This is a genomic window from Streptomyces sp. NPDC046900 (assembly GCF_040644975.1).
Taxonomy (GTDB): domain Bacteria; phylum Actinomycetota; class Actinomycetes; order Streptomycetales; family Streptomycetaceae; genus Streptomyces.
In genome coordinates this window covers 1-26,077 of sequence record NZ_JBEYXD010000022.1, presented here as the reverse complement: position 1 = coordinate 26,077, position 26,077 = coordinate 1, and the positions used below count along the sequence as shown (strand labels likewise).

The window sequence follows — 26,077 nt, the reverse complement described above, 5'->3', positions numbered from 1 at the left end:
GCGGGCACGGCGCCCCCCTCGATGCGAACTATGTGCACGACGGTCGTTGAGGGTCGCTTGGCTGTTCAGCAGGGTCGGCAGGGTTCTTAGCCGGTTGCCTCTGGTCTGCCAGTACGCCGAGCACGTAGGGCATGTCGTCCCTGTCCGCGCCGATCAGCACGCGCGCCCCGGGCGCCGGTCCGCCCAGGGCCTCGCACTCGGCAACGACCGCGAACGGCCCCTGATCCACCCCGTCCGACTTACGCTGGAAGCCGTTGAACCGCACCCGCAGCGGGTCGTCCCTGTACGGTGTCCGCACCCGGATCAGCCGCAACGGCCCGGGGAACGGCTGGACTCCGAAGGTGCCGGTACCAAGGGCCGGTCCGGGGGGCACAGCGGCGAGTCCCTGCGGGCCCGCCCGGAGCCACCCGATCGACAGCGCCTTCCACGGACCCGGTCCGTACACGACACCCGGGAAGCGGTGCTCGTCCACCGGCACAACCGGCTCTATCCGCTCCACCTCCGGCAAGCTGTGCCGCGCCCACCGGTAGGCCCAGCGGGCCATGCCCACCGCCCCCACCGCACCCACGGCACCCGCGGTCCACGCCACCGTGCGGACTGAGTGTGAGTGCGTCGCGAACAGCGCGCCAAGGGCCCCACCCAGCCCTGCCAGGGTGAAGGTCACCCCCGGCGCCGTCGTCTGCCACGGCCAGCTCAACCGGGACGCGCCCCCGCGCACGATCCGCCACAGCCCCGCCCACAGGGCGGCCACGCCCAGCCCGGCGAGGACCGCGCCGAATGCGGCTGGCGGCGTGAACTCCCAACCCGGGTAGTGCGCTGCACGGATCGTCCGCTCGTGACCGCCGGCCGACACCTTCAGAAGCCGCAACGAGTCACGCCACCAGTACAGGGTCGCCTCTCCATGCCCACTGGCGGCCTCGACGACGTCCTGGTCTTCGCTGTCGACGTCCAGCGATAGATCCAGCGTGCGCCCGCCGGACCGGCCGAACTCGAACTGGTAGCGGGCCCCGCTCTTCTTGTTCAGCTTCAGCATCACGTCGTCCACCGTGACGTGCTCCGCCCGCAGGCAGAAGGGCTCCTGGTACCGGTCCCCGCACACCTTCAGACTGCCCGTGTCCCGCCCTTCGGCATCGTGTATCTCCAGGCGTCGGAAGGCGAGGTCGGCTGCGCCTGCGCGCTCCGCGATCTGTGCCATCTGCCAGGCCAACCCGAGCAGCACGACGGCCACCACAACCCGAACCGTCCCCCACACCAGGTCATGCACTCGCCCGTGCACAAGCCACACCCCCTTGCCCCCCGGACGCCCCTCGCGCCAGTGCGTAAGATCGCAAGTCTGCCACCAGGGCGAGAGGGCGGTGATGCGCTTGCCGACCCCGTGGTCCTGCGGCCACCAGCTGTTCGTCTGTCTTCATACACCGATGCTCACTGGTGGCCGTACGCATGCCCCAGGGCACCCCAGCCAGTAAGGTCACGATCTACGGCTGGAGCATGAGAACCCCTAACGGACTGATCAACAGTGTGGTTTCCGTCCCGACGCCTCCCGCCGCAACTGGCCCTCGACAGCCAAGACCGGTGCGGCAGGGCCTGGAACGTGTCTGGTGGAACGCCGAAAAACTTGCGTCGTCTCGGCTGAGATTGCCTCCGTGATGGCCTTCGGTGGGGGCCTGGGCAGCGCTTCGCCCAAGCCGTGAGTGGGGGCCCTTGCTGCCTTCGTCTGAGCCCCTCACGCGGTCATCCAGGGAATCCAACCACGCTGTCTGATCTGGGCTTTTGTGACAGCCGACCCTAAGATCGGCGGACAAAGAAAGGGGGTCGGATGGACAGGAACATCCGCACCGTAGACGACGTGCTCAACCTCCTGGACAGCTTGCTCGCACCGGAGGCCGACCGCTGGACGGCTGACGCGGCCGCCTGGTGGGACAGCTTCTATGCAGACCGCTCCAAGCCGGTGCCGTTCTTTGTGGCGAAGCCGGACGAGAACCTGGTCTCCTACCTCGAACGTGAGCTGATCCCCGTCGGTCGCGCCCTCGACTTGGGGTGTGGCCCGGGCCGCAACGCGCTTCACCTCGCCTCATGGGACTTCGAGGTGGATGCCGTAGACCTCTCCCCAGCGGCCATCGCCTGGGCTGAGGACCGCTCCCGTGAGGCGGGGACCGAGGTCCGGTTCCACTGCGGCGACGCGTTCAACCTTGTCGGCACCGAACTCACAGGCCCGTACGACCTGATCTACGACTCCGGCTGCTTCCACCATCTGCCGCCGCATCGTCGCATCAGCTACCTCGCCCTTCTCGACAGGGCTCTTGCTCCCGGCGGCTATTTGGCCCTTACCTGTTTCGCTGCCGGCGAGATGGGTTCCGAACTCGACGACGCCGACTACTACCGCACGTCTCGCCTCCACGGCGGCCTCGCCTACACCCCGGAGTCGCTGCGCTGGATCTTCTCCGATCTGGCGGAGGTCGAACTCCGCCGCATGCACCACGAGCCGCCCGAGTCCCCGCGCTTTGGCGAATCCTTCCTGTGGACGGCTCTCTTCCGACGGTGATGCAGGCACGGCCGTCAGTGGCCATCAACACCCGGCAACAGGGGCGCTGAGCGCGCCCACGGCGCATGCGCCAACTCACCCCGACCCTCGCGAGATCAATTGTGTTGGCGCTCGGGCCGATATGAACACACTCAGCCGGTAGGTGGTCGGCTGGGCCAGTCGCCCGCAGAACGTGTCCAAGCGAGTCGTCGACCAGTCGATCCACTTCGCTGTGGCCCGCAGCCGATGGAGATGGGTACGCCGTTCCGACTCGTCCTGAGTCTCGAAGACGACTTCCCAGTGGCCGGCGTGAGGGGCGAGACCAGCCGCCACTTGTTGCCTCTCGTTCCGTTGCTCGTGTCTGCTTTTCCGCTGTCGCGCCGCCGGCCCAGGATCTGCTGTCCTGCCGCACTGCAGCAAGTTCAATTCGACCTGGCCCGTGTGGAGAGCCGGTCTACGTCACGCCTGCAGTGGGTTGGTTCTGACGCCTGGGAGGGGCAGGTCCTGCCCTATGCGTCGGCGTCGTTGGTGAGTTGTTCTTCCAGGGAGAGCAGCTCGGCGAGGCTCAATTGCCGAGGCTTCCAGTCGGATGCGGCGGCGTGGGTGAGAAAGCGCTCGTCGAGGGCGAGGGGTACGTCTCGACGTAGTAGGCCAGTCCGGAGTACCAGAACCAGGTTCCGTCGGTTTGCAGCGTGAGCATGCAGAAAGCCGTGCCGTCGTCGCGCAGCATGTCGTGGCCCATCGTGCCTGTTGCGGCCAGAACGGAGCCGGAGCGCAGGTAGGTGGCCACTTCCGTTTCGTGGGCGCGTGGCTCCAGCCCTGCGGCCTCATGGATGCTTGGGTTATCAGGGGCGTCTGTGCGGAGTTCGCGGAAGTCGCCCACGAATCTGTGGACACACCGTTGCGCGGTCTGCCGACGGCGATGCGCGGCATAGTCCGTCAGGACGGGGGCGGGGAAAGATGCAGTCATCGGTGGGTTGGGGCCGGTGATGGTCTGTACGCCGAAAGCCGCAGGCTGAGTGGGGCGGGGGAGGGCGTCTCGGGCCGCAGCGATCAGGTCGGCGGGTGGGTCAAGGCCGGCCTGCAGCGCGGCAGTGCAGGTGGTTGCGTCGCGGATGCTGAAGGCCGGGACCTGTCGGCGCAGCAGGCGCAGGGCGTGGACTTTGCCATGAGTTTCGGTGATGGATCGGACTTCGGCGTGCAGGGCATCGACCGGTTCGGGCAGCTGCTGCCCTTTCACACGGCTGCGGTAATCGCTCTCCCAGGCGCCGGTCACGGCATCCACCACCGGGATCTCGTGGAGGCTGCCGTCCTCTTTGTCCACGAAGTAGGGACCGTTGCCTGCCAGGGCGTGCCGTGAGTCCTGTGTGCGCAGGTACTCCTCGGACTGCCAGGAGATCATCCAGCCCAGCGGGTGCTCACTGGCGTCGGTCACTGCCACACGGACGCTGTCGCCGTATACCGCCAGCTCCCTGCGGTACTTGCGTTCCAACTGCGCTTCGACCAGCCGCATGGCGAACTCACGCTCGATCATCCTGACAGCATCGGCCGCCCCGTCGGATATCGCGAAGGATTTTTCGTTCGCACACCAACGACCGAACTCATCTGATCCACCGCCGATTTGGATGGCTCCGCACGCCGTGCTCGCCAGGAGCGCACCCGTCGGCCCGCACCGCGGAGTGCGTCTGCACGCGCAGTGCGCCCGTGGCTGTTGGCTCCCGAGCGGAGGGGTGGGCAGCTCCGCCGCTGTGCAGGGCTGCGTCGAGGGACGGAGCCGGCTAGGAATGGGTGCGTGGTCACGCGCCACGTCGCGCTGTCCAGCGGTAGCCGGTCATTCCCTCGGGTCCCAGGAGCCAAGTGCGTGGGTGAGGTTGTCCTCTACTTTGCGCAGGAGCGTGGTCAGGGTGTTGCGCTCCGCGTCGGTGAGGCCGGCAACGGTGGTCTGTTCCAACTCCTCCCAAGCGGCCTCGACCTGGCGGCGGAGGGCCTGGCTGGCGGTGGTGGCTTCGACGGTCATCACGCGCCGGTCGGTGGGGGAGGGGTGGCGGCGGACGAAGCCCCCTTGCTCCAGGCGCTTGACCATGCGGGTGATGGTGGAGGGTTCGGCGTCCAGGAGGCGGGCCAGCTCCGCCTGGGTCTGCGGTCCGTGGTCCCACAGGTGCATCATCAACAGCTCCTGGCCGGTGTAGAGGCCAGTTGGCCGCAGCAGGTGGGCGGCCGCTGCCCGGTGGAGGCGGGTGGTGCGGAAGACGGCGTGGCTGAGGGGGCCACTGCGCGCCGTCGCGGGAAGTGTGCCGCTGGGCGGAGGAGTCACGTCACGGGAAGGCGACCGGCGTGCCGTGGGCGGCGGGGCGGGCTCGTCGGCCACGGGTGACTCCTTCGTCCCTGACGCAGATTAGAGGCGCGATGCGTCCATCCATCTTACTTGCCCAGGCAACCAAAGCCGCCATTGCCTGTCGGGGCGTGTTGAAACCGTGATCCATGCCACAGGTGACGCGAGGAATGGCCTGTGCTCGCGACTTTGTTGCTCGAGCAATGAATGGGTGATGTCGGCCGTGCCTGCATCCCTAGCCCGACCCATGGAGGAGTCAGTCAATGTCCACTGCTTTCGACTCGTTCGATCTGGCAGGCGCCAAGCTTGCGAACCGGATCGCGATGGCCCCGATGACGCGGAGCCGCGCCTACGGCCCTGGCGCGACCCCGACCCCTGAGATGGCCGTGTACTACGGACAGCGTGCATCAGCCGGGCTGATCGTCACCGAGGGGATCCAGCCGAGTGTGGTCGGGCAGGGCTACCCGGACACCCCGGGCCTGCACAGCCAGGCCCAGGTCGCCGCATGGCGGCCGGTGACCCAGGCGGTCCACGACCGCGGCGGAGTGATCTTCGCCCAGCTCATGCACACCGGGCGTGTCGGCCACCCCAGCCTGCTTCCCGACGGCCTGGTGCCGGTTGGTGCGTCGGCCGTGGCCGCCGCGGGGCAGGTCTTCACGTCCGAGGGTCCGAAGGACTTCGTGGTGCCCAGGGAACTGAGCGAGGAGGAGATCGCGGAGACGATCGCCGACTTCGTCACTGCGGCCCGGAACGCGATCGCCGCCGGATTCGACGGGGTGGAGATCCACGGCGCGAACGGCTACTTGATCCACCAGTTCCTCTCCGTCAACGCCAACCAGCGCACCGACAGCTGGGGAGGCTCGATCGAGGGCCGCATCCGCCTCGCTGTCGAGATCGCCACGGCCGTGGCCGACGCCATCGGCGGTGAACGGCTCGGCTTCCGCATCTCTCCCGGGAATCCCTACAACGACATCTCCGAGGAGAACGTCGCCGAGGTCTACGAGACTTTGGTGGCACGGTTGGCGCCGCTGGGCCTGGCCTACCTGCACCTTCTGGAAGGTTCGGACCGAGGTCTGACCCGGCGGCTACGGCAGGCGTGGCCCTCGGCGTTCGTCCTGAACCCCTTCACCCACCCGCAGGTCACCGGCCACGACGCTCTGGTCCTCGTCGAGGAGGGGCTGGCGGACCTGATCGCCTTCGGCGCGCTGTTCCTGGCCAACCCCGACCTGCCCCGCCGCCTTGCCGAGGGCGGCCCGTTCAACACCCCGGATGCGGCCACCTTCTACGGTGGCGACGAGCGCGGCTACACCGACTACCCCGCCCTCGACTGATCCCTTCGCCGGCACAGGCGAGCCCAGATGTCCCGGCGGTGCCTGGCAATGGCGCCGGCCGGGGCCCGGATACCCTGCTGGCCCACATCGCCGAAACCCGGACCGGGCAGACCTGGCCGACCCTGCGCCGCGAACTGGACCGCATCAAGCTCGGCACCTTCGCCGGCCCCGCCGGCACCTTCCAGCAGCGCACCGAGATCACCAAGCCTCAACGCGACCTGCTCGATGCCCTCAAGCTCGCCCCACCGCCACGGATTTACCAGCACACCCCGCCAGCCGCTGACCGGCACGAACCAACGGCCGTAGATACGCGCCGTCCCACCAGCCGACGGCGCGTCTCCGCAGGTCAACCCCCAACTCCGCGGACCATCCGGGTACATCACCTGCGGAACCTCGGCTTCAGGGTCTTCTCAATGAAGCCCGTGACCGAGGCGAAGGTTCGTTCCGCCGCCCGCTTGGACCGGACGAAAATCATCACATCGTCCGCAGATACCGGAGCTCCGTGACCGCTCATGCGTGCGCCGCATCGGGCGGAAGTCATAGGAACACGGCTCGAGGTAAGCTCGGAGCGGAGCGCGGTACCGGTCTTTCGAACCGGCCCGTTTCTCCGCCGCGCCCTCCGAACCGGGCGTACAAGTCGTCCCTGCAGCGGGCTCTCCACAGGCATACGGTGTGGGCTTGCTACGCGTTCAGCATCTCCGCGTTCTCGGCGTGGGATGCCGTGATCCCCGGTATCGGTGGCGTGTCACCGCATCGAGTCAGGACGGCAGGGAACCACGCCTGCAGCCGAGATCTTGTCCTTGCCACAGGAACGCTCCGTGAACCACTTCCAGTTCGCCTTTGGGTGCTTGGCCCGGAGCCACCGCATTACCCGCCACCACGTGTAGGTGAGGTAGTGCAGGGTCCGTTTCACCGCCGCGTGCTGAAAGTAGTGGCGACGCCCGAAGGATCGGATTGTTCGCCATCAGGACTCGCACGAGGGCAAGGTTGAGCCGGTTGCGTCGAGTCAGCACCTTAACCTTCTGGTTGACCGCACAGAGGTTGGCCTTGGACATGAAGGTGTAGGCGCGCGGGGTCATTGCCTCCCGTGGCCTTCGCTGGCTACGGAAGTCGAGGAAGCCAAAACCCTTGTCCACGTGGGTGGTGTGCGTCTTCTCCAGTGCGAGCATCAGCCCCCGACTCTCCAGGAGTTGAGCCGTCCTGGCCCGCGCACGCCCGGAGCAGGCCGCTCGCAGGCCGGATCGCGGTGCCTGAAAGTAGTCAGTCCGGAGCCTCCAGTGCGTGTTGACGGTTCCAAATCTACTCCTACGGGTGATTTCCCCGCGAGCCACCCGTGGCTAGGGGCCTGGTTGGGCACTCCGCCTGTACAACGAGGTGATGATGGTTCTCGTGTCCATGGCTGAGCCGGCTGCCTCGCGCCCTCCTCTGCGCAGGTGTGGATGGCTGCGCGCCGCGCGGAAGCGGCGTAGAGGCGCGCCCCGGGTACTTGGGGCGCGTGGTGAGCACGGATGACGAATTCCGTGCTGCTGAAGCTGCGTGACCTGCGCGACTCCCTTCCCACGCAACCGAACGGGCGCTTGACGGACCTCTGCGCGCTGGGCTGCCTGGCGATGGTGCCGCTGGCGCTTCTCGCGCACCAACTGCTCCCGCCCAAGTACTTCTTCGACAGCATCACCCTGCAGAGCATCGCGACAGGGCAGTACGCGCCGCTGAACGACACCAGCTTCCTGAACGTGGGCCAGCTCTACAGGGCACTGGGATTGGCCCGCTCCGTGTTCGCTGCCGGCGTGTTCGGCCTGGTCCTGGCGATGCTGGGACTGTGGGCGTCGCTGCGGCGTGCCCGCGGACGGCTCACCCTCGGCGCTGTCTTCCTCGTGGTGGTCTACGTCGGATTGGCCAGCGTCTACCTCAGCCAGTTTTCCAAGGACGTGTGGGTGTTGCCGGTCATGCTCGTCGTCCTGCTCGCTCCGGGCGGCTGGCGCGGCGACCTGCTGGTCGTCGTCGCCGGCTTGCTCTACGCCGTGTTCCTCCGGCAGTACTGGTTCCTCGTCCTTGGGCTTTGGCTGGCACTTCGGCTGCTGATGAGGTGGCGAACCGACCGGCGCTTGGTGCTGCTCACGGTGGTGGTTTTTACGGTGGTTGCCACGACCGTGGCCCCGCTGATGTTCGGTGCGCCCCTGCAGTCCGAGCGGACCACGGTCAACCTGGACAGATCCGGCTCGGCGGACGCGGTCACCGCGATCGCCCCGGTGTCTCTCGGCTCCGGGCCCGTGGCCGACAGCGCAGAGAACCTTGTCACGCTCGCACAGTTCGTGGTGCCGACGCCCCTGGCTGCCCAAGCCTCCCCTCTCTACCTGGGCTACCTGGTGCTCATCGCGTGCATCTGGCTGTGCTTTGGCATCGCCGTCCTCGGCCCGCGGGACAGCCTGCTCTGCCGGCATGCACACGCGCCCCCTGACGACCGAGCGATCCGTTGCGCGATGCTGGCGATCGCGTTTCTGACCACGCAAAGCTACTTCGAGCCTGATTACGGCTCCTATCTCAAGCACCTGTCGCCGGTTCTGCCGCTGGTGATCACAGCGGCGTTGGGATGGACGGGATCGCCCTTACTCCGACCATCCCGGCCCGGACCGCTCTGGAGCGGGCGGACACCGTCCGCTGTCCGCCCCAGGGCCGCCGGCCTACAGGGAGGACTCACCCGTCGCAGCGAGCGAGCGGCGAGGGCCGATTAGAGGCCCTGGCGTGGGTGCGACTGATTCGTGGCGATGGCGATCGAGAGCGTCGCTGTGAGATGTGAGAGGACAACCGTGACTTTGATCGACTACATGCGCAGCTTCGTCCGGGGCTGGGCCGTCCTGCTTGTGGGGCTGCTGCTCGGCGCCGGGGTCGGGGCAGGGGTGGCGAAGGCAAGCTCTCCGGAGTACACGGCCACCACCCAGCTGTTCATCAGCAGCAGCGGAGCGGCCGCCGACGTCACCGCAGCCGCGGCCGGCAACACGTTGTCGCTTGCCCGGGCCACGGCTTACGTGGAACTGCTGACCTCGCAGGAGTTCGCCGTGCGGCTGACCAAGTCGCTGGGCCTGGACCTGAGCCCGCATCAGGTCTCGAAGGAGATCGTCCCCTCGGTGGTGGCGAGCACCCCGATCATCAACGTCACTGTCACGGACGCGTCGCCCCAGCGGGCGCTGCGCATCGCCCAGGGTATCGACCAGCAGTTCAACGCACTGGTGCGGCAGGTGGAGGGGGTCACCTCCATCAGCCACGCCCCGGTCAGGATCACGGTCACCGAGACTCCTACGCTCCCTACCCGCCCGTCCTCGCCCAATCTGCCGCTCGACTTGGAGGTTGGTGCACTGGTCGGCCTGGTGGTGGCCATGATCGTCGCGGTGATGCGGGACCGCCTCGACAAGCGGGTGCGCAATGATGTGGCCGCGGCCATGGCTGCGGGGGCCCCCGTGCTGGGCCTGATCCCGAAGGACGCAAGAGCGGCGCGCCGCCCACTCAGCGCGGTGGCGCATTCCCGGTTCGCCGAGGCGGTGCAGGTGGTGGCCAGCAACCTGCGCTTCGTGATGGTCGAGGCCGAGCCCGGCGCGCTGCTGGTCACCAGCCCCAACCCGGGGGAGGGGACGACGACCACCGCGCTCAGCGTGGCCCGCGCACTGGCCGAGTCCGGACGCCGGGTGCTCGTCGTGGACGCCAACCTGCGCTCACCCAGTGTGGCCCCCCTCCTCCGGCTGGCCGAGGACCGTGGACTGGCCCAGGTCCTCGCCGGCCAGATGCCGGTCGAGCAGGCGCTGCAGAGCGCTGATGGCCGCTTTGCCGTCCTGGGCGCCGGTACCCCGCCGCGCAACCCCACCCAGCTGCTGTCTGGGCCGGTCATGGCCACGTTGCTCGCCGAGCTGGTGAACCAGTACGAGGTCGTCGTCCTCGACTCCCCGGCACTGTTGCGGGGCGCCGACACCGCTAATCTGGCGGGGCTCGCCGGCGGAGTACTGCTGTGCACGCGCTGGGAGGCGACCACCTCGCCGCAGATCACCCGCAGCCGGGAGCTGCTGGATCGTGCCCACGCTCGGATCCTCGGCGTCGTCACGACTTTCACACCCCCGGGCCGAGGCCCGTACGGCGCCGGGGCCGACGGGAGCACCGCCGCCGAGCCGGCCCACGCCCTGCCCGCCGCGCGCCAGGAAACTGGTTTCGGCGACCGCATGGAGGGCGGCAGGCGCAGCGGTCGGTCGACCGCCACGACCGGGAACCGCACCTAGTCTCATTCGTGCCACTGAAAGATCCGGCGAACAGGCGGCGAAGCACAGCGAGGCCGCCCCCTTCTCGGACGGAGTTGAGGGACCTTGGTAGTTCAGGAAAGCGACCGCAACGGCACAGGGCGGCCCCTGGCCGCGTTGACCCGCACACGTGCCCTCCTGGGGAGCGGGCTCGTCCTGGTAGTCCTCACCGCCGTGGTGGCGGTCCTCGTCGTCCGCGGCGCCGAGGCCAGTCCGCCAGCTTCCTCGCCGGGAGGGGCAACGGAATTCGGCTTCAACGCCGGCCTCCGGGACAGCCACTCGAGCAGTGATGTCGCACGGTTCAAGGCCAATGTGGACGACCTGGTCGCGAACGGCCAGACCTGGGTTCGCATCGGGATTGCCAGCTGGGTGGTCTCCACCGGTGGGAGCGTCGACGGAATCACGTGGTCCAATCAGGGGCTGGCCGCCTACGACCAGGCCCTGTCATACGCCCGTTCTAAGGGTCTGCACGTTTTTCTGGTGACCAGCGGCGCCCCCGACTGGGCGCAGAACTTCACTTTCGCGGACTACGTGAAGGTGTCGAGGGACTACTGGACCTTCCTGGCTCAGCGTTACCGGGACGACGTAGACGTCTGGCAGGTGTTCAACGAGGCCGACGGGAGCGACTTCCGCCAGTTCAAGCCGTTGCATGCGAATGGGCTGTCCTCCTCCTACCTGCAGCAGATGAAGACGCTCATCGAGACCGCGGGCGCCGTGATCCACCGGGCTAACCCGCGTGTCAAGGTCACCACTAACGCGAGCGGCTACCCCATGAACGACGCGCAACAAGCCGAATGGTTCCGCTACTTCGACGTTCTGGCACCGGTACTCGACATGGTGACCGTCGACGTCTACCCGGGCACGGACAGCGGTGAGATCGACAAACTCGGTGCCCGCATCGCCACTTTGAGGACGCACTACAGCAAACCGGTCAGTATCGGGGAAATCGGTATTTCGACCTGCCGGAGCTGCAGCTCCGAGACGGATCAGCGCACCTACATGCCACGGGTCATCGCCTCGCTCAAGAAGGGGGCACCGGTGGTGATCTTGTACTACGCGCTGCAGGACACGGCCGACGACGGAGGCCGGGAGGCTGGCTCCCACGGGATCATCTACGACGACGGAACTCATAAGCCCGCCTATGACGCCATCATGAAGGCGATGCGCTGACGACCGCTCTCCAGACCGGACCGGCCGTCACTGGAATCTATGGCGGCTCCATCACCCGACGTGGCACGCGTGGCGGGCGGTGACGGTGGGTGGAAGGACAAACACCGCACCGCTGCCGGGGCGTCGCCGCCCCGGCAGGGCTGCTACGCCGAGAACATGTGCGTCAGGGGAGTGCGGATCAGCGACATCATCTGCCACAACCCTGAATCAGCGATGCGCGACCAGCACATGTGCACCCAACTCCTCGCCCACCGTCGGGCGTTGATCACCGACACCGACAGGCTCAGCGACTTCAAGAGGGGCGAGTGGTGCGAGACGATCGCCCACACGGTGGACAGTTCGTGGGGGCGGCGCCCACGACTACGAGGTCGTACATGGCAGATGCTCATTTCTCTGTGGTCACGCGAGTGAGGGAAGCGCTGTTGTCGTCCCCGCTGCCGTCGTGCGGTGACCCGGACGGGCGTGGTTCGGGGCGCGGGGACCGTCGGGGCAGCGGGAGCTTGGAACGTTCGCCACGAATCGGCAGGCTGAGGCCTTTCACGACACCGCGGCGGAGACAGCCCGCGGCCATGGCGAGGAAGGGCAGGGGGTCGTCCGCGGCAAACCAGGCCGCCTCGATACCGGGTACGCGGCCCTCGCTTCCCGCACGTCGACGGCGCTGCGCCGACAGGGACGCCAGCAACGACAGCAGCCAGTAGTGCTCGACGACGAAGAGCCGGCCGGGCGCGGCGACGGACGGCGGCACTGGCCGGCCGGTCAGGTCCAGATGAAGGGCGCGTACGACATCCAGGCCCTGGGCGTCGGTGAACAGCCGGAACTGGGCGCCGGGGCGGGGGTTGAAGTCCAGCAGGTGGTACCTGCCCGTCAGCGGTTCGAGGCGGAAATCCAGGTCGAAGATGCCCCGGTAGCCAAGAGCGGCGATCAGACGGCCGGCGGTCCGCTCCACCTCCGGGTTGGGCAGCCACCGGCCCATGGCCGTCAGGCCGGCGCCGACCGGCCAGGCATGTTCCTTGCGACCCGACCCGCCGACAAGGCAGGCGCCCGTTCCCGCGGCATAGCCGTGGAAGAACCAGTCGCCTGACGGGCTTTCGGGCAGATAGCTCTGCAGCAGCAGCCTGCTGCCGGCCCGCTCGAGGTGCCCGTACAGCTCCCCGGCCTGCTGCGGCGACCTCACCAGCAGAGCGCTGCGCAGCCCCGACGCCTGGGGCAATAGCCAGGGACGGCTCCACTTGGCGATCACCGGTAGACCCAGATCCCGGGCGACGGAGGTGGCATGGCAGGCGCTGTCCGGGACAACGGTGACCGGATGCGGAATCTCCAGGGACGCGCAGATCTTCGCCAGTTCCGCCTTGTCCGCGACGCTTTCGGGCAGCGCGGGCGGTTGGCCGGGCAGCAGATAGCGGCCGGCGAGGGGTTCGGCGAGCCGGGCCGCTGCGATGGCACTGAGGTCGTCCATGGGGATGAGGACTGCGGGGCGTCCGATCTCGTCGGCGATCTGACGCAGCGTCCGCAGTACTGATGGCAGGCTCGCATCCTCAGGCGCGCGGTGGGCACGGTGCAGGTGGCGGGAGAAGGCGACCGGGCTGTGCAGCGACTCGACCACGGCGTGGACCTCGATACCGGCACGCCCAAGCGATCTGATGGCGCCAAGAGTGCCGTGATGGAAGGGATTGGGGTCCAGCCGGAGCAGCAGCGCCGGTACTCGGGTGTCGAAGGCGGGCATTTTCGGGGTTTGCTCCTTCAGCCGATGGTCTGATTGAGGGGAACGTCCACACCAATGGGCCACTGGAAGAATTCCGATCGGCTGGTCAGGGATATTTTGATTTGTCGCCGTATCAGGTGGCTGTCGCGCATCCACGCCGGCTGATGAGTTCACATGCCTCGTCCACACCGACGGCTCGCCGTCGGCAGTATCGGAGTAGTCGCCGTCTGTCTTCTGGCTTCCGGGGCGACCGCGCTCGAGCCGTCCTCCGACGCGGGCGGGCCGTCTCCCGCGATGGGCCCCTATCTGAACTACAGCTCCGACGGGGTTGGCCTTATGACCGAGTTTCAGCAGTGGCTGGGCGGCGCGGACGTAAAGGTCGGGCACACCTATCTGCCCGGCGACCGCTGGTCGAACATCGAGGGCAAGCCGTACTTCCTGGAGGCCTGGGCACAGTGGCCCCGCGAGCGCCCCGACCGGGTGTTCGTCCTCAACGTATCCATGCTGGAGCGCAACGAGGATCACCTCTCCGCCCAGGAGGTGCGCGGGCTGCTGGCTCAGGGAGCGGAGGGCGCGTTCGACCACCACTTCCGCGTGATCTGCCGACACCCCGGCACGGGCCTGTGCGCCCTCGAGCACGGCCGTCTGGACGGCAACCCGGCCGTAGCCGAACTGCTCGGTCTCATGAGCGGTCATGGGGAACTCACTTCTCTGGTACGTCGGATCGGGCGAGCGGCGACGCGTTCATAGACCGCCCTCAGCCGCTCGGCACTGCGGGCGACGTCGTAGTGGTGCACGGCGGGCGGCACGGTCAGCCGCCCCATTCCTTCGGCGTGCAGCCGCCGCAGCGCATCGGCGATGCCGTCCGCCCCGCCGGCGATGCGCCGCGCGCCGGGCGCCGCATCGGGGAGCAGGTCGTCGATGGCGGGACAGGCGACATGCAGCACGGGGAGCCCGGCTGCCAGGCCTTCGATCACGGCGAGGCCGAACGTCTCCTCCGGGCAGGGCGAGACAAGCACGTCCATGGCGGACAGGAGCGCGGGCAGGTCGGGGCCGCGACTGTGGTCGTCGTTGCTGGGCGCGGTCACCTCGTGGTGGCAGCTGGGCGGAGCCGCTGCCCGGCCGTAGGCCGGCAGACCGACCCGTGGACCGGTGCCCGACCGGTGCATCGCATCGACGCCGCCTGCGCGCGCCATGGCAGCCGGACTCGTGCTCGTCCCATGGGCTGCAAGACTGCTCCCGCGAGAGGTGGCCGGGAACCCGGCGCGCTCACCCAGCAGCAGCACTCGGTCCCGCACCCCCAACCGGGCCACCAGCGTCTCCAGCGCTTCCCGCTCCGGACCACCCCCGACCAGCAGCAGGCGCACCTGGGGCAGCTGTGCGACCGCCCGCACCAGCTCGTCGAACCGCTTGCCGCGAACGAGCCGGCCGACGCCCCCCACGGTGAACGCGCCCTCGGGCAGGTCGAGTTGCGCTCGAACCACGCGACGGGTCTCGGGTGAGTACCGGAAGGCCGTGGCGTCGATGCCATTGGGGACGACTTCGATGCGGGGCGCCGGCACACCCCAGCGCTGGAGGCGGTCGGCGACCGTCGGTGACACGGCGACGGTGGTCACGCCGAGTCGTTCGGTGGCCAGGTACAAGGCGCGGACCCCGGCGCTCAGGCGGCGGCCTTCGATGTACGCGTCGCCGAGGGAGTGTTCGGTGGCCACGACGGTCCGCACCCCGGCGAGCCTAGCCGCGATCCGCCCGTACACGCAGGCGCGGTACAGGTGCGTGTGCACCACGTCGTACTGCCCGCGGCGGATCAGCGCCACGAGCTTCGGCAGCGCCTTGAAGTCCCGGTTCCCCTTCATGCTCAGGCACGTCACCGGCGTGCCGTCGGCCCGGATCCCGTCCGCGACCGGCCCGGAGACGGTCAACGCGATCACCTCCGACTCCACGCCGTGAGAGGCCAGGTGCCGCAGCAGCAACCGCAGCTGTTGCTCGGCGCCGCCGACGCCGAGGCCGGTGATGATGTGCAGCACCCTCATCGAGCGGCCACCTTCGTGGACCGCCACCGCTGGAGAACGAGTTTGGCCCGCAGACGAAGCGCGGTGTCCTGCGCGCCGATGTACGTACGTGGCAAGGCGTGTGGCCCGGCGAGACGCCCAGGGGCGATGGCGCAGGCATAGCCGTACCCCGCGGCCCGCACGGCCTCGACCGCACGGGCGTCGACGTGCCCGTACGGGTAACAGAAACCGTCGGGTGCCGCACCTGTGATCGTCTCGATGAGCTTGCGGCTGTCGGCGGTCTCGCGACGCAGTTGCTCGTCATCGGCCGTGACGAGGTTGGTGTGAAACAGTCCGTGCGAGCCGATCTCCATGCCCTCGTCGGCGACCGCACGGATGCCGTCCTGCGTCAGCAGCGGCTTGCGCGGCCCGAGCGGATCCCAGTCGTTCTGCCCTCCGAGTCTGCCGGGCAGGACGAACACCGTGGCCGTGAACCCGTACCGGCGCAACAGCGGCATTGCCGAGTCGAGGAAGTCGGCGTAGCCGTCGTCGAAGGTCAGGCCGACCAGACCCGTGGCACGCCCCTCGCACTGAGCGGCGAGCAGCCGCCCGACGCTCACACCTGTCAGGCCGCGTGCGCGAAGCCAGCCGAGCTGGCGGTCGAGCCGGTGCGGCGAGACGGTGATGCGGTACGGGTCGTCGGTGCATGCGCTGACCGAGTGGTACATGAGCACCCAGGACGTGGCTTCAAAGGCCGGGCGAGCGGCGCGATGGGACGGAGCGAACGGGGGAGCAGCGGTCATGACGGAGCCTTCGTTCGATGAGCAGGAGCAGACGCGGCACTTCCGGTGCGCGCAGGATGAGGGCCGCGGTGGGGAAGACGAGTGCGACCGTGAGGCAGCCGGCCAGGGTGGTCACGACAACCCCGCCCGGGACGACGACCGTCATTCCCCATGCGGCGGCGGTCGCGATCGCGGCGGCCCCGACGAGCCTGACCAGCCCCCAGGCGAGGCCGTTGACACCGATGGACATCGAGTGCCCAAGCCGTGCAGTAGCGTGACGGCGACGGCGCCGCTGGGTGCGGAGTCCACGCAGCAGCACCATGGCCGTCACGGTGATCCCGGCGGCATTGGCGGCGGCGATGCCGTGGACGCCCCAGAAGGGCAGGGTGAACGCTCCGCCGACGACCGTGGTGGCGAGCCCGAGGCCCATGGCCCATGCCGGGAACCAGCTGGGCCGCGCCGCACTGAAGTAGGCCCGGCCCAGCACGCTGACGAGGCTGTGACCGAGCAGCCCGATTGCGTACACCCGCATCACGGAGGCCGTCGCCGCGGTGTCCCCGGCGTCGAAGGCACCCCGCTGGAAAAGGATCTCGACGATCCCTGGCGCACAGGCGAAGACGACGGCCGCGCCGACCAGCACGACCATCGCGGCGAACATGAGATCGCTCTCGATGCGCTGGCGGGCCCGCTCGTGGTCGCCGTCGGCAAGGGCCCGCGCTACCACCGGGAAAGTGACCGTGCAGGCCATCAGCGACAGCATCATCGGCATCTGCGCGACTTTCTGCGCGTAATTGAGGTGCGAGATCGCGCCTGGCGGCAAAGCGGACCCGAGGAAGCGCTCGACCAGGACCTGCGACTGACGGGTCAGCGCGAAGAACGTGACGGGCGCGAGCAGACCGGCGTTCAGCACCACGGCCCCGGACCGCGCGGGCCTGCCTGGACGTTCCCGTCCGAACGCCCTGCGCAGTGGCAGGGTCCGTACGAACGAGGGCAGCTGTACGAGAACCATGGCAAGGCCGCCGAACGCGACCCCGGCCGCGGCGGCCCGTACACCCCATCGGCCGTGCAGCCCGATCATCGTGACGATGATCCCGACGTTGTACGCCACATAGATCGCGGCCGGCGGCCAGAACCGGTGGTGGGCGCGCAGCGCAGCGCTGAAGTAGCCGACGATCCCGAAGGTGAACACGGTCGTTGCCGTCAGACGGGTGCAGTCGACCGCGAGTCCCCGCTCGGCGAGCCCCGGCGCGAGCAGGCCCACCAGCAGCGGCGCTCCGAGCCACAGAAGCCCGCCCACCGCGGCGAGCGCCGCGGCCAGCCGGGGCAGGGTCGCCCCGAGCAAATCCCTGACGGGATCGTCGTGCCCGGTGCCCCGGCGCGCGAGAGCGAGACTGAACGCGGGCACCAGGACGAGCGCCATGGCGTCGTCGATGAGCAGCGTCGCCGCGAACTCAGGCACCGTCCATGCGACCAGGAAGGCGTCGGTCGCCCCGTCGGCCCCGTACAGGTGCGCGATGGTCTGGTCCCGGACCAGTCCCAGCAGGGCCCCCGCCACGGTGAGCAGCGCGGTCAGAGCGGCGGCTCTGGCCAGGAACCCGCCGATGCCGGGCGTCAGCCGGACGGTGGACTCAGTGACGGCAGTCCCACCACCGGTTGCCAGGTCCTCGTCCGCGGCGGCTTGGACGCCGGCGGCGCTCCGGCCACCGCTGTGGGCCCTGGCGACACCCTCGACCTCCGCTGCGGCCGTGACCGGCTCGGCGGCGGGTAGCCCATCGCTCCGCCCCTGCGCGGAGCCACCGGAAAACCCTTTGGCTCCGGCGTGCCCGGTCACACCCGCAGCCCGAGTCTCGGCCGGCTGACACGGAGCGGGCTCGTCCGTGACGGTCTCCGCAGCAGGGGCGGAGGTGTGCTCCGCTTCGGGCCCGGACGGGCGGCTGCGCAAGGGCGCTCCCAGGTCGGACCCTGCGTTCTCGGAGCTCCCGGAGCCGCGTCGCATCGCGTCGGCAGTGGTCATCGTGCTAGGACCCCACTCTCGAACGCATAGGCAGGAGCGGGGAATCCAGCTCTGCGGACCCGTTGGACTTCGGCAGGGCGCGACTCACCGAGCCGCGGACGGTTGCTGCGTCCACCAGAGCCCACCACGCGGCAACGCCCAGCACGAGAGCTGTCAGCACCGCGAACGCCCGCCGCACCCTGGCGAGAAACAGAACCGCCCTGCACGCCGACACGGTGGCGATCCATGCGCCACGGCTGAAGGAGAGAACCAGCGGCGGCATCAGCACGGCAGCGGCCCCGAGAGCGGTGCACGGCTGCCGACGTGAGGCATGCGGGGCAAGGACCAGAGCGACGGCGCCGACAAATCCGTACGCCTTACCGCGCACCACACCGCCGGCACCAACGACACCACGTCGGCCAAGGTCATGGAACCGGGGCCGATGGGCGGCGCCGAGATCAGCGCGAGGACGGCCAGGAGAGGCACGATGCGCAGCGCCCGGTCTACACCCTCGGGGAAGGGTCCGTACCGCGCGGCGGGGAGGGAGGCGACCACCGTCAACTCCCTCCGAGGCGGAACAGAGAGCTCGCGGTGCGCAGCATGATGCATACGTCCTGCCACAGCGACCATGTGTCGATGTAGTGGTTGTCGAAGCGGGCCCGGTCCTCGATGGAGGTGTCTCCGCGTAGGCCGTGGATCTGCGCGAATCCGGTGATCCCGACGGGCATGCGGTGCCTGGCGGCGTACCCCGGATGGAGTTCGCTGAATTGGGCGACGAAATAAGGCCGTTCGGGCCGCGGCCCGACCAGGCTCATGTCGCCGCGCAGCACGTTCCACAACTGCGGCAGTTCGTCCAGCGAGCTGCGCCGCAGGAACCGTCCGACGGAACTCATGAGGTCGTCTCCGGCAACGCTCCATCGGGTGGCGGACTCGATGGCATTGGAGGGCCGCAGCGAGCGGAACTTCAGCAGTGTGAAGGGGCGTCCGTCACGACCGACGCGCTCCTGGTGGAAGAGGACGCCGGGACCGTCGCTGATCCGTACGGCGGCGGCGCACAGCAGCAGTACGGGACTGAGGACGAGCAGCGCGACCGCGGAGACGAGCATGTCGATGCCACGTTTCGCGGCCCGGCTCACGCTCCGCCTGGGGGCAGGAAGGATTCGTCGGCATGCGTGGCCCCACACGTGGTCCTCCATGCCGGCACCGGCGTGCCGGTCCAGGGCCCATACCGCGCACCCGTACGCGCCGAAGAGCCATACCTGCTCGGGATCCGGCGCTTCGGTGAAGACGGCGGCTCGCACGGTGTTCTGAATGACGGCCCGGTGGATGTCCTGCGGGGTCTCGAGCACGGGCAGCGGGCACTCCTTCGGTGCGTCATGGCGCTGACCCCGCACCAGTCCCACGGGCCGCATCCCGTACTCGCGCCGGGCGATCAGCGTCGCGGCGACGCGCTCCGCGAGCGGTCCGGTGCCGACGACCAGTGTGGACTGCGGACGCCTGGTCCCCGCTCTGGCTCGTGCGCCGTGTACGGCGGCCCGCCCCGCACAGGCCAGCACTGCCTGACAGGCGACGGCCGCGAGGAGTGCCGTACTGCCCAGCGCGTGCGCGGGCCGTACGGCAGCAAACACGGCGGCGGCAGCACACCACGCGAGGGCGACTCGGCCGAGCAGCGTGGGCAGTTCGCTCAGAGCGCGAGGCCGCAGGCCCGGGCGATACAGCCCGGCCCGGGCGTTGAGCAGCACCGTTCCCCCCACCAGGGCAACGAGGACGGGCGCAGGCAGGTCGACGGGGACGGTGACCGCGACCGCAACTGCGGCGAGCTCCACAGCCATCAGGGGTGCAGCGACGCGGCCGAGGGAGGGCGCGGGCCTTCTACGACGTCGCCGCGTGCGGCGGGCATCGTGGGCTCCACTGCGCGGCGGCGCGATCGGCAGCTGAGACGTGGGTTGCTCAACGGGGTCGACGGTCTGGGACGCGTCGGCGTGGTTGGTGGTCATCGGGTGATGCGCTCCCTGCACTCTGCTTGTGACAGGCCGAGTAGTTCGCGGTACACGTTGGTTACGGCCTCTGCTGTGTGCCGCACGTCGTACGTGGCGCGAGTGTGGTCCTGTGCCTGCCGGCCCAGGGTCGCGCGCAGTTGTCCGTCGCCCAGCAGCCGGACGAGCGCCCTGGCCAGCGCGTCGGGCTCCTCTCTCGGGACCAGGCAGTAGGTGTCGTGTCCCGGCGGCAGGCTCTCGCGTGCCCCGTCGGTGTCGGTGACGACGACCGGCCGTCCGCAGGCCATGGCCTCCAGCGGCGTCAGCGCCATGCCCTCCCAGCGAGACGGCAGCACGACGAGGTCGGCCGCGCAGTACCAGGGCGCGGTGTCCGCCGCATGGCCGGCGAAGAGCACGGAGGGCCCGGCCGCCGTGCGCAGCGCCGAGTCATCGGGCCCTTCGCCGACGAGCACGAGGCGGGCGTCCGGGAATCGTTCGGTGACAGTGGCCCAGGCGCGCAGCAGCACGTCCTGGCCCTTCTGCCGGCACAGCCGCCCGGCGCACACAACCAGCGGAGTGTCGGCCGGCAGATCGCGTACGACGGGCAGTGCCGCCCGTGCTTCCATGGCCGAACCGGGCCGGTGGTGGGTGAGGTCGACACCGTTGCGTACGAGGGTCCAGTGGGCGGTGATCCCGGCCCGCTCCCCGGTACGGCGTTCCGCGTCGCTGACACAGACCACCCGGTCGGACCAGCGAGCGGCGTGCCGCTCCCAGAGCTTGGCGAGCGCGGCGACGGTTCCCTCAACTGCCTCGAAGGACCAGGCGTGCGGCTGGAAGACAGTAGGGATCCGGCCGCGCACGGCAAGCCGTCCGGCGAGCCCCGCCTTGGCACTGTGAGCGTGCACGAGGTCGGGTCGGACGCGCCGCACCACTTCCCGGACATGGGCGATCTCCCTGACCAGCAACGGTCCCGGGGCGCGTACCGCGTGCCAGGGGTGAACGCGGGCCCCGTGCCGGGCCGCCGCCGTGGCGAGCGGCCCGTCGGGCGGGCAGGCCACCGTGACCCGCAGGCCGGCCAGAACCTGGGCGCGCGCCAACTGTTCGACGACCCGGCCGACCCCGCCGTGTGTCGGCTGAGACAGGTGCAGGACCGTCAGGCCGCCGGCGCCCGGCTGCCCATGGACGTGGTCAAGCAGGGGCGCGCTCAATGTCGTGCATCGTTCTGGGCGAAGGGCGCGCCGACCATGCAGTCCTCGCCTCGGGTACCGGAACGGAAGGACGGTTCAGTTCCGCCGGCGGTCGCCGAGTGCCGGACGTGTCCGCACCTCGTCAGGTGCCTCAGGTGCGTGCACCGCCGTTGATGAGTCCTCTGATCGCTCAGCGTCAGACCGACAGTAACCGTCTTCGTGTTCTCGTCGGCGGGCCGCGTATCGAGGATCTTGCGGTGCAGCTCGGACGGATACGGATTGGACATTTCATCCTCCCGGAAGATCGGTTGGTGGTCTCGGGCCCGGAGATCTGTCTTGAGGAGTGAGGAAGTGACTGGCATTCCCTGGCCTTAGGCCGGGCGGTGTCTTACATTCCGCCGCACGGTTACATGGGTCGGAGTGCGCGCAGCCCGTCGTCGCCTTGTCGCTCAAGGGCGTGGGGGCTCATGGCATGGCTGTCATCGGTTCGCTTCTTCTCGGCCCGAGGACCTCGGTCGACCCCAGAGCATTACGAAGACTGGATCACTGATGGGAGCCCGGTTCGTCCAACATCGCTGGACGATCCGTCCGACGAGGCTGGACGGTATGGTGCCTGATCAATCACCCGCAAGGCGACTCGCTCATGCCAAGCACGGCCGTGTAGCGACATAACGGGCGAAGTGGCTGATGGGGCGCGCACAGTGGACATTTCGGCATAGGAAACCCACAGCGAAAACTCACTCGGACGGGCCTATTCGCGCCTTCACGCACGGGATTCATCTGGCACGACATCTCGCACTCACGTGGTACTGCGCGTGCATGGCAACCTCGTCGGATATATTCAAAGGCGGGGAGAACCATGGGTGTCCACGCTCGATGTGCAAGACATGATGCAAATCCAATTAGTGGACGGGCGAGGGAATTTCTCGTCATGTGGAGGGCGGCAAGGATGAACACCACCTCGGCAGACTCTGCTGAGACCGAGACTCTTGAAAGTCCGGACGCCGAACTGCGGGACAGACGTCGTGCAGTGTGCTTGACGAATCGTCACCCCCTCCATCTGGTGGCGGACGGTTGATAGCGGATCGTCCCCGCCAGGCGCTGTCGTACGGAGGAGCGCTCATCTCCGGGCTTCATCAGGCATGCTTGATCGAGGAGTTGCCGACCTGCGCCGGATCGGACATGACACTCCCGGCCTCTCGTCCATCCAGTGCCGGAAACGGAACGGTGGCACCGCGAGCCGTTCCGGGTACCGCGTCGGCCTCCCACTTGGTCCTCAGTGGCAGGTGTTGGAGACCGTACGGGTTGGCGTCCCCGGCCTGCTCGGCGAGTGTCCAGCGCTTCTTGCGCGGCAGGTCCGAGAACAGTCCGAACACGACGCCCGCGCCAGGCGCCACCCGCCCCTCCATTGATCAGTCCCGTTGAGACAGCAAGCGCAGCGGAACCGACCAATGAAGGCAGGGATCAGTTCGGCGAGGGACAGCAAGACCACGATCTACAACCGGAGTGCTGGAGCCTGTCCGATGGGTCGTGCTGCGGGTGTTGAGTCGAGGGTCAGTGCAGGTCTACCTGGAACGCGTGACGGTGGTCGGCGGGGCAGGTGAAGAGGCGCAGGTCTCCCCACCGGCCCACGACAACCCCTGTCTCGTCGTCGCTGGCCACGGTGAACAGGAGTGTCATGGTCGTGCCGCAGTCACTGCAGGCAAAGACTGTGGGGTGGGTCAGGTGCCATGTCGGCCAGCCGCCGAGTTTCCAGCCGGCGAGGCGGGTGATGACGTCACCGCCGTCGCCGGTCTCGCGGACCAGGTCCTCAAGCCGCGGACGGAGTTCTGCCGGCAGTTCCTCACGGAAAGGGAAGTCGGTGACGCGCTCAGCGGTGATGGCGCATGCTTGCGGCAGGTAGCCGTCCTTCTCGTACCGCGAGGGCGGTGGCGGAGTTCTCAATGGGGTGATCACGTCAGCGGCCCGACGCCAGCGCACCTCGAGTACAGGGCTGACGTCGGCCTGCTGGGCTGGAGGATCCCAGTGTTCATTGGGACACCAAAGGATTTGCAAGAGGTCGATGTCGGCGGGCCACCAGGGTCCCGGCGCGTCGCGACGGAAGATCTGTGCGACCGGCACCATGGCCGTGGCAGGCATGCCGGCAGAGCTGTTCACGTCGGGCAAGGAGCATTCGGGCCACGGTTCGTCGCTCGGCCACAGCAGTGGCCCGCCGATAGAGCTGTTCTGGCAGTCGGGCTCTGCCCGCTCGGGATGGAGTATGACTGCTTCGCGCGCGTGGGGAGCGAGTTCGGGAAGCACGGCGAGTATCGCTTCGACCGTTGGTCTCGGAGTGCGGGTCATTGTGCCTTCCGGTCAGCTGGTCGGAGATCGCTCGCAGGGTATAGGTGACCTGTGACAGCCGTTCCCGATCGCGGGTCATGGGCGGAGCCACAGCCGGATCGCGGCACCGTGACAGTGCTGTGAAAGACGTGGGGTCAGGCCACCACGGACACCCGTCTCAGGGCAACTCCGCGATGTTGGTGGCGATCGCGGCCAGCAGAGTCTTCTCGTGGGCGGTGGAGCTGTCCGCAGCCCAGCAGACGTAGCCGTCGGGACGGATGAGCAGGGCGGCAGCGCCCAGATCGTCGGTGCACGAGGCCTGGACGAGGTCGACTCGTGGCGGGAGTCGGAGGTCGGCCGGGACGGTTTCGGCGAGGTCGAGCAGCACGGCGTGCCCTGATCCGAACAGCGTCGACAGCCGGGTGGGGCCGGCTTCGGTGATCAGGTCGGCGTCTGGCATGCGCTGTCCGTTGAGCGGGTGATCGCCGGACAGTGGGTAGCGCAGCGACAGGCCGGACATCAGTCCTGCGATGTGGCGGTTGCTGTCGGGCAGGCGCAGCAGGTCGATGAAGATGTCGCGCAGGGCGGCCAGGTCCTCGCTCGGGTTCGGATCGGCCAGGACCCGTTGCGCCGACGTGTGATGCAGGACCTGGGCTCCGACGGGGTGACGTTCGGTGTGGTAGCTGTCGAGGAGGCCGCTTGGCGCCCGGCCCTGGACAGTTGCGGCCAGTTTCCAGCCGAGGTTGAAAGCATCCTGTATGCCGAGGTTGAGGCCCTGGCCGCCCAGTGGCGGGTGGATGTGTGCGGCGTCCCCGGCGAACAGGACGCGGCCCGCGCGGTAGTGCTCCAGTTGTCGAGTGGCATCGGTGAACCGCGAAGCGTTGTCCACGGTGCCGAGGGTGGTCTCATGTCCGTACACGGCCCGCAGTGCGGTGGCGATCTCCTCGTGAACGATCGGGGTGTCGCGGTCGGTGTCACCTTGTTCCGTCTGCCCGAAGGTGAACCGGTACCGGTCGCCACCGAGCGGTGCCAACATGGCCCAGTAGCCGCCCCCTTGACGGGTCAGGGTGCTCATGTGCCCCATCTGCTGCGGCACGAGCGATGACACGGTGGACAGACGGATGTCGGCCAACACGGCCTGATGGGTCCCGGGCCTGCCGGGAAACGCCAGCCCGAGTAGTTTCCGCACCGAACTGTGGCCGCCGTCGCACGCCGCCAGGTACCGCGCCCGCACCTGGAGGCCGTCCGCGGTCACGACCACACCGTCGTCGTCCGACTCGACCCCTGAGACGGCAGTGCCGCGCAGAACCCGCACGCCGGCGGCGGTCGCCCGCTCTTCGAGTACTTCCTCGATCTCCCACTGAGGGACCGCGATCGGGTAAGGGTGCTTGGTTTGCCAGGGCGTGCAGTCCAAGGGCACGGGCAGGGCCGCGAAGTGCCCGCCGGCCGCATCACGCAGCACGGCCCGGTGCAGCAGCGGTTCCAAGGCCCCGCGCAACTCCAGCAACTCAGCGGTACGGGGCTGGATTGCACCCCCCTTCACCTGCTCGATGGGCCGGGGCAGCTTCTCCAGTACCAGGGTCTCGACCCCTGCCAGGGCCAGTTCGCACGCGAGCATCAGTCCCGTCGGGCCGGCGCCCACGATGGCGACCTCAGTTTCGATATCAGCCAACACCTTCGTCTCCTCTCTTTCCTCGCCTCGGAGTAAATGTATACCAGGTGCAGAAATGCTCTCGGGGGAGCTTTCTGTTACGGTGTGCGTCGTGGACGGCGAGCCAGGGCTACGGGAACGAAAGAAGCGGCGGACCCACGCGGCGATCTCTGATGCGGCGATCGCGCTGTTCCTTGAGCACGGCTTCAACCAGGTCTCCGTGGCTCAGGTGGCCGAGGCGGCCGAAGTGTCCAAACGCACGCTCTTCGCCTATTTCCCGACCAAGGAAGATCTCGTGGTGCATCGCCTCGCCGACCACGAGACCGAAGCCGCACGCGTCGTGCGGGCCCGCCCCGCCGGCACCGCCCCGCTGACCGCGCTGCGCGAGCACCTCCTCAAGGGGCTGCGTGAGCGGGACCCGATCACCGGGCTCAACGACCATCCCCAGGTGCTCAAGCTCACGCGGATGATCCTCGACGCGCCCTCACTGGTGACCCGGATGGAACGGTTCAAGACGGGCGCCGAACGAGCACTGGCCCAGGCGTTGCATGAAACGGCGGATACTCCGGAGCTCACGGCCCGGCTTGCAGCCGTCCAAATCGTGGCGGTCCAGTGGGCGTTGGCACAGGACAACGCCCAACGCCTGGCGTACGGGGAGCCTGCCGACGGACGCTATGCGGCAGCGGTGGCTGACGCGGAACTTGCGTTCACGCTGCTGGAGAACGGATTGCGGCAACTGGCGCCTAAGAGGTCGCGCGGATAGGCGCGGTTGGGGACACCGGCAACAGAACGGGCACAGGTCCCGGTGATCATGGAGTTGCGACGCTCTGTGATCACTG

At 68.6% G+C, this 26,077-nt stretch carries 21 protein-coding genes and 1 pseudogene; 9 read left to right on the top strand and 13 right to left on the bottom strand.

Annotated features, from left to right (window positions below; translation table 11 throughout):
- Positions 1-28: 28 nt before the first annotated feature.
- A complete protein-coding gene (locus ABZ904_RS22255) occupies positions 29-1,231 on the bottom strand; it encodes a hypothetical protein (protein WP_361825214.1) in 1,203 nt (400 codons plus the stop codon).
- Positions 1,232-1,816: 585 nt separating this feature from the next.
- On the opposite strand from ABZ904_RS22255, the gene ABZ904_RS22250 reads away from it, so the two are divergent.
- Positions 1,817-2,542, top strand: a complete 726-nt coding sequence (locus tag ABZ904_RS22250) for a class I SAM-dependent methyltransferase (protein ID WP_360997053.1) — start codon at positions 1,817-1,819, stop codon at positions 2,540-2,542.
- Positions 2,543-3,086: 544 nt separating this feature from the next.
- On the opposite strand, the gene ABZ904_RS22245 is transcribed toward ABZ904_RS22250, so the two are convergent.
- Both ABZ904_RS22245 and ABZ904_RS22240 read right to left on the bottom strand, forming a co-directional pair.
- Entirely contained in the window at positions 3,087-4,055 is a 969-nt protein-coding gene (locus ABZ904_RS22245) for a YrhB domain-containing protein (protein WP_361825211.1), read from the bottom strand.
- A gap of 297 nt (positions 4,056-4,352) precedes the next feature.
- Positions 4,353-4,889 carry a MarR family winged helix-turn-helix transcriptional regulator gene (locus ABZ904_RS22240; protein ID WP_361825209.1) on the bottom strand — a complete coding sequence of 179 codons (537 nt, stop codon included), beginning with the start codon at positions 4,887-4,889 and terminating at the stop codon, positions 4,353-4,355.
- A 227-nt stretch (positions 4,890-5,116) separates the two neighbouring features.
- Here ABZ904_RS22240 and ABZ904_RS22235 point away from each other — a divergent pair, with 227 nt between their 5' ends.
- Together ABZ904_RS22235 and ABZ904_RS22230 are read left to right on the top strand one after the other, a co-directional pair.
- Complete coding sequence (locus ABZ904_RS22235; RefSeq protein WP_361825207.1) at positions 5,117-6,184, top strand: alkene reductase; 1,068 nt, start codon at positions 5,117-5,119, stop codon at positions 6,182-6,184.
- Between the two features lie 38 nt (positions 6,185-6,222).
- On the top strand, positions 6,223-6,690 hold the full coding sequence (locus tag ABZ904_RS22230; protein WP_361825205.1) for a hypothetical protein: 468 nt from the start codon (positions 6,223-6,225) through the stop codon (positions 6,688-6,690).
- Between the two features lie 239 nt (positions 6,691-6,929).
- Here ABZ904_RS22230 and ABZ904_RS22225 read toward each other — a convergent pair whose 3' ends face one another.
- The gene (locus ABZ904_RS22225) at positions 6,930-7,097 is read right to left on the bottom strand and encodes a hypothetical protein (protein ID WP_361825203.1); all 168 of its coding nucleotides are present in this window, start codon (positions 7,095-7,097) and stop codon (positions 6,930-6,932) included.
- Between the two features lie 595 nt (positions 7,098-7,692).
- Between ABZ904_RS22225 and ABZ904_RS22220 the strand changes: the two genes are divergently transcribed.
- The 4 genes from ABZ904_RS22220 (at position 7,693) to ABZ904_RS22205 (ending at position 12,045) form a co-directional block, all read left to right on the top strand.
- Positions 7,693-8,916: a hypothetical protein gene (locus ABZ904_RS22220; RefSeq protein WP_361825202.1), complete on the top strand. Its 1,224-nt coding sequence runs from the start codon at positions 7,693-7,695 to the stop codon at positions 8,914-8,916.
- Between the two features lie 75 nt (positions 8,917-8,991).
- A complete protein-coding gene (locus ABZ904_RS22215) occupies positions 8,992-10,446 on the top strand; it encodes a Wzz/FepE/Etk N-terminal domain-containing protein (protein WP_361825200.1) in 1,455 nt (484 codons plus the stop codon).
- Between the two features lie 135 nt (positions 10,447-10,581).
- Entirely contained in the window at positions 10,582-11,634 is a 1,053-nt protein-coding gene (locus ABZ904_RS22210; RefSeq protein ID WP_361825198.1) for a cellulase family glycosylhydrolase, read from the top strand.
- A gap of 39 nt (positions 11,635-11,673) precedes the next feature.
- Positions 11,674-12,045 (top strand): hypothetical protein, encoded by a 372-nt coding sequence (locus ABZ904_RS22205; RefSeq protein WP_361825197.1) that lies wholly within the window; start codon positions 11,674-11,676, stop codon positions 12,043-12,045.
- Here the strand turns inward: ABZ904_RS22205 and ABZ904_RS22200 are convergent.
- Positions 12,020-13,357: an ATP-grasp domain-containing protein gene (locus tag ABZ904_RS22200; RefSeq protein WP_361825195.1), complete on the bottom strand. Its 1,338-nt coding sequence runs from the start codon at positions 13,355-13,357 to the stop codon at positions 12,020-12,022. The genes ABZ904_RS22205 and ABZ904_RS22200 overlap by 26 nt on opposite strands.
- Positions 13,358-13,510: 153 nt before the next feature.
- On the opposite strand from ABZ904_RS22200, the gene ABZ904_RS22195 reads away from it, so the two are divergent.
- Positions 13,511-14,086, top strand: coding sequence for a hypothetical protein (locus ABZ904_RS22195; protein WP_359398577.1), 576 nt, complete (start codon positions 13,511-13,513; stop codon positions 14,084-14,086).
- On the opposite strand, the gene ABZ904_RS22190 is transcribed toward ABZ904_RS22195, so the two are convergent.
- The 8 genes and pseudogenes from ABZ904_RS22190 to ABZ904_RS22155 form a co-directional block, all read right to left on the bottom strand.
- On the bottom strand, positions 14,029-15,369 hold the full coding sequence (locus tag ABZ904_RS22190) for a glycosyltransferase (protein WP_360997072.1): 1,341 nt from the start codon (positions 15,367-15,369) through the stop codon (positions 14,029-14,031). The genes ABZ904_RS22195 and ABZ904_RS22190 overlap by 58 nt on opposite strands.
- A complete protein-coding gene (locus tag ABZ904_RS22185; RefSeq protein WP_360997127.1) occupies positions 15,366-16,055 on the bottom strand; it encodes a polysaccharide deacetylase family protein in 690 nt (229 codons plus the stop codon). The genes ABZ904_RS22190 and ABZ904_RS22185 overlap by 4 nt, the downstream gene beginning before the upstream one ends.
- Positions 16,056-16,074: 19 nt before the next feature.
- Positions 16,075-17,940, bottom strand: coding sequence for a lipid II flippase MurJ (locus ABZ904_RS22180; RefSeq protein WP_361825193.1), 1,866 nt, complete (start codon positions 17,938-17,940; stop codon positions 16,075-16,077).
- Positions 17,941-18,659: 719 nt separating this feature from the next.
- Positions 18,660-20,099 carry an exopolysaccharide biosynthesis polyprenyl glycosylphosphotransferase gene (locus ABZ904_RS22175; RefSeq protein ID WP_361825191.1) on the bottom strand — a complete coding sequence of 480 codons (1,440 nt, stop codon included), beginning with the start codon at positions 20,097-20,099 and terminating at the stop codon, positions 18,660-18,662.
- On the bottom strand, positions 20,096-21,286 hold the full coding sequence (locus tag ABZ904_RS22170) for a glycosyltransferase family 4 protein (protein ID WP_361825189.1): 1,191 nt from the start codon (positions 21,284-21,286) through the stop codon (positions 20,096-20,098). The genes ABZ904_RS22175 and ABZ904_RS22170 overlap by 4 nt, the downstream gene beginning before the upstream one ends.
- A gap of 1,229 nt (positions 21,287-22,515) precedes the next feature.
- Positions 22,516-22,674: pseudogene (locus ABZ904_RS22165) on the bottom strand (IS701 family transposase); the annotation flags it as partial.
- A 145-nt stretch (positions 22,675-22,819) separates the two neighbouring features.
- The gene (locus ABZ904_RS22160) at positions 22,820-23,566 is read right to left on the bottom strand and encodes a hypothetical protein (RefSeq protein WP_361825187.1); all 747 of its coding nucleotides are present in this window, start codon (positions 23,564-23,566) and stop codon (positions 22,820-22,822) included.
- Positions 23,567-23,765: 199 nt separating this feature from the next.
- Positions 23,766-25,262: an FAD-dependent monooxygenase gene (locus ABZ904_RS22155; RefSeq protein ID WP_361825185.1), complete on the bottom strand. Its 1,497-nt coding sequence runs from the start codon at positions 25,260-25,262 to the stop codon at positions 23,766-23,768.
- A gap of 52 nt (positions 25,263-25,314) precedes the next feature.
- On the opposite strand from ABZ904_RS22155, the gene ABZ904_RS22150 reads away from it, so the two are divergent.
- Positions 25,315-26,001 carry a TetR/AcrR family transcriptional regulator gene (locus tag ABZ904_RS22150; protein WP_361825183.1) on the top strand — a complete coding sequence of 229 codons (687 nt, stop codon included), beginning with the start codon at positions 25,315-25,317 and terminating at the stop codon, positions 25,999-26,001.
- Positions 26,002-26,077: the final 76 nt, after the last annotated feature.

Excerpts from the sequence above, each read along its gene's own strand:
- ABZ904_RS22250 (WP_360997053.1), top strand. The coding sequence starts at position 1,817 with ATGGACAGGAACATCCGCACCGTAGACGACGTGCTCAACCTCCTGGAC.
- ABZ904_RS22245 (WP_361825211.1), bottom strand. The coding sequence starts at position 4,055 with ATGATCGAGCGTGAGTTCGCCATGCGGCTGGTCGAAGCGCAGTTGGAA.
- ABZ904_RS22235 (WP_361825207.1), top strand. The coding sequence starts at position 5,117 with ATGTCCACTGCTTTCGACTCGTTCGATCTGGCAGGCGCCAAGCTTGCG.
- ABZ904_RS22220 (WP_361825202.1), top strand. The coding sequence starts at position 7,693 with ATGACGAATTCCGTGCTGCTGAAGCTGCGTGACCTGCGCGACTCCCTT.
- ABZ904_RS22205 (WP_361825197.1), top strand. The coding sequence starts at position 11,674 with ATGGCGGCTCCATCACCCGACGTGGCACGCGTGGCGGGCGGTGACGGT.
- ABZ904_RS22200 (WP_361825195.1), bottom strand. The coding sequence starts at position 13,357 with ATGCCCGCCTTCGACACCCGAGTACCGGCGCTGCTGCTCCGGCTGGAC.
- ABZ904_RS22195 (WP_359398577.1), top strand. The coding sequence starts at position 13,511 with ATGCCTCGTCCACACCGACGGCTCGCCGTCGGCAGTATCGGAGTAGTC.
- ABZ904_RS22190 (WP_360997072.1), bottom strand. The coding sequence starts at position 15,369 with ATGAGGGTGCTGCACATCATCACCGGCCTCGGCGTCGGCGGCGCCGAG.
- ABZ904_RS22185 (WP_360997127.1), bottom strand. The coding sequence starts at position 16,055 with ATGTACCACTCGGTCAGCGCATGCACCGACGACCCGTACCGCATCACC.
- ABZ904_RS22175 (WP_361825191.1), bottom strand. The coding sequence starts at position 20,099 with ATGACCACCAACCACGCCGACGCGTCCCAGACCGTCGACCCCGTTGAG.
- ABZ904_RS22150 (WP_361825183.1), top strand. The coding sequence starts at position 25,315 with ATGCTCTCGGGGGAGCTTTCTGTTACGGTGTGCGTCGTGGACGGCGAG.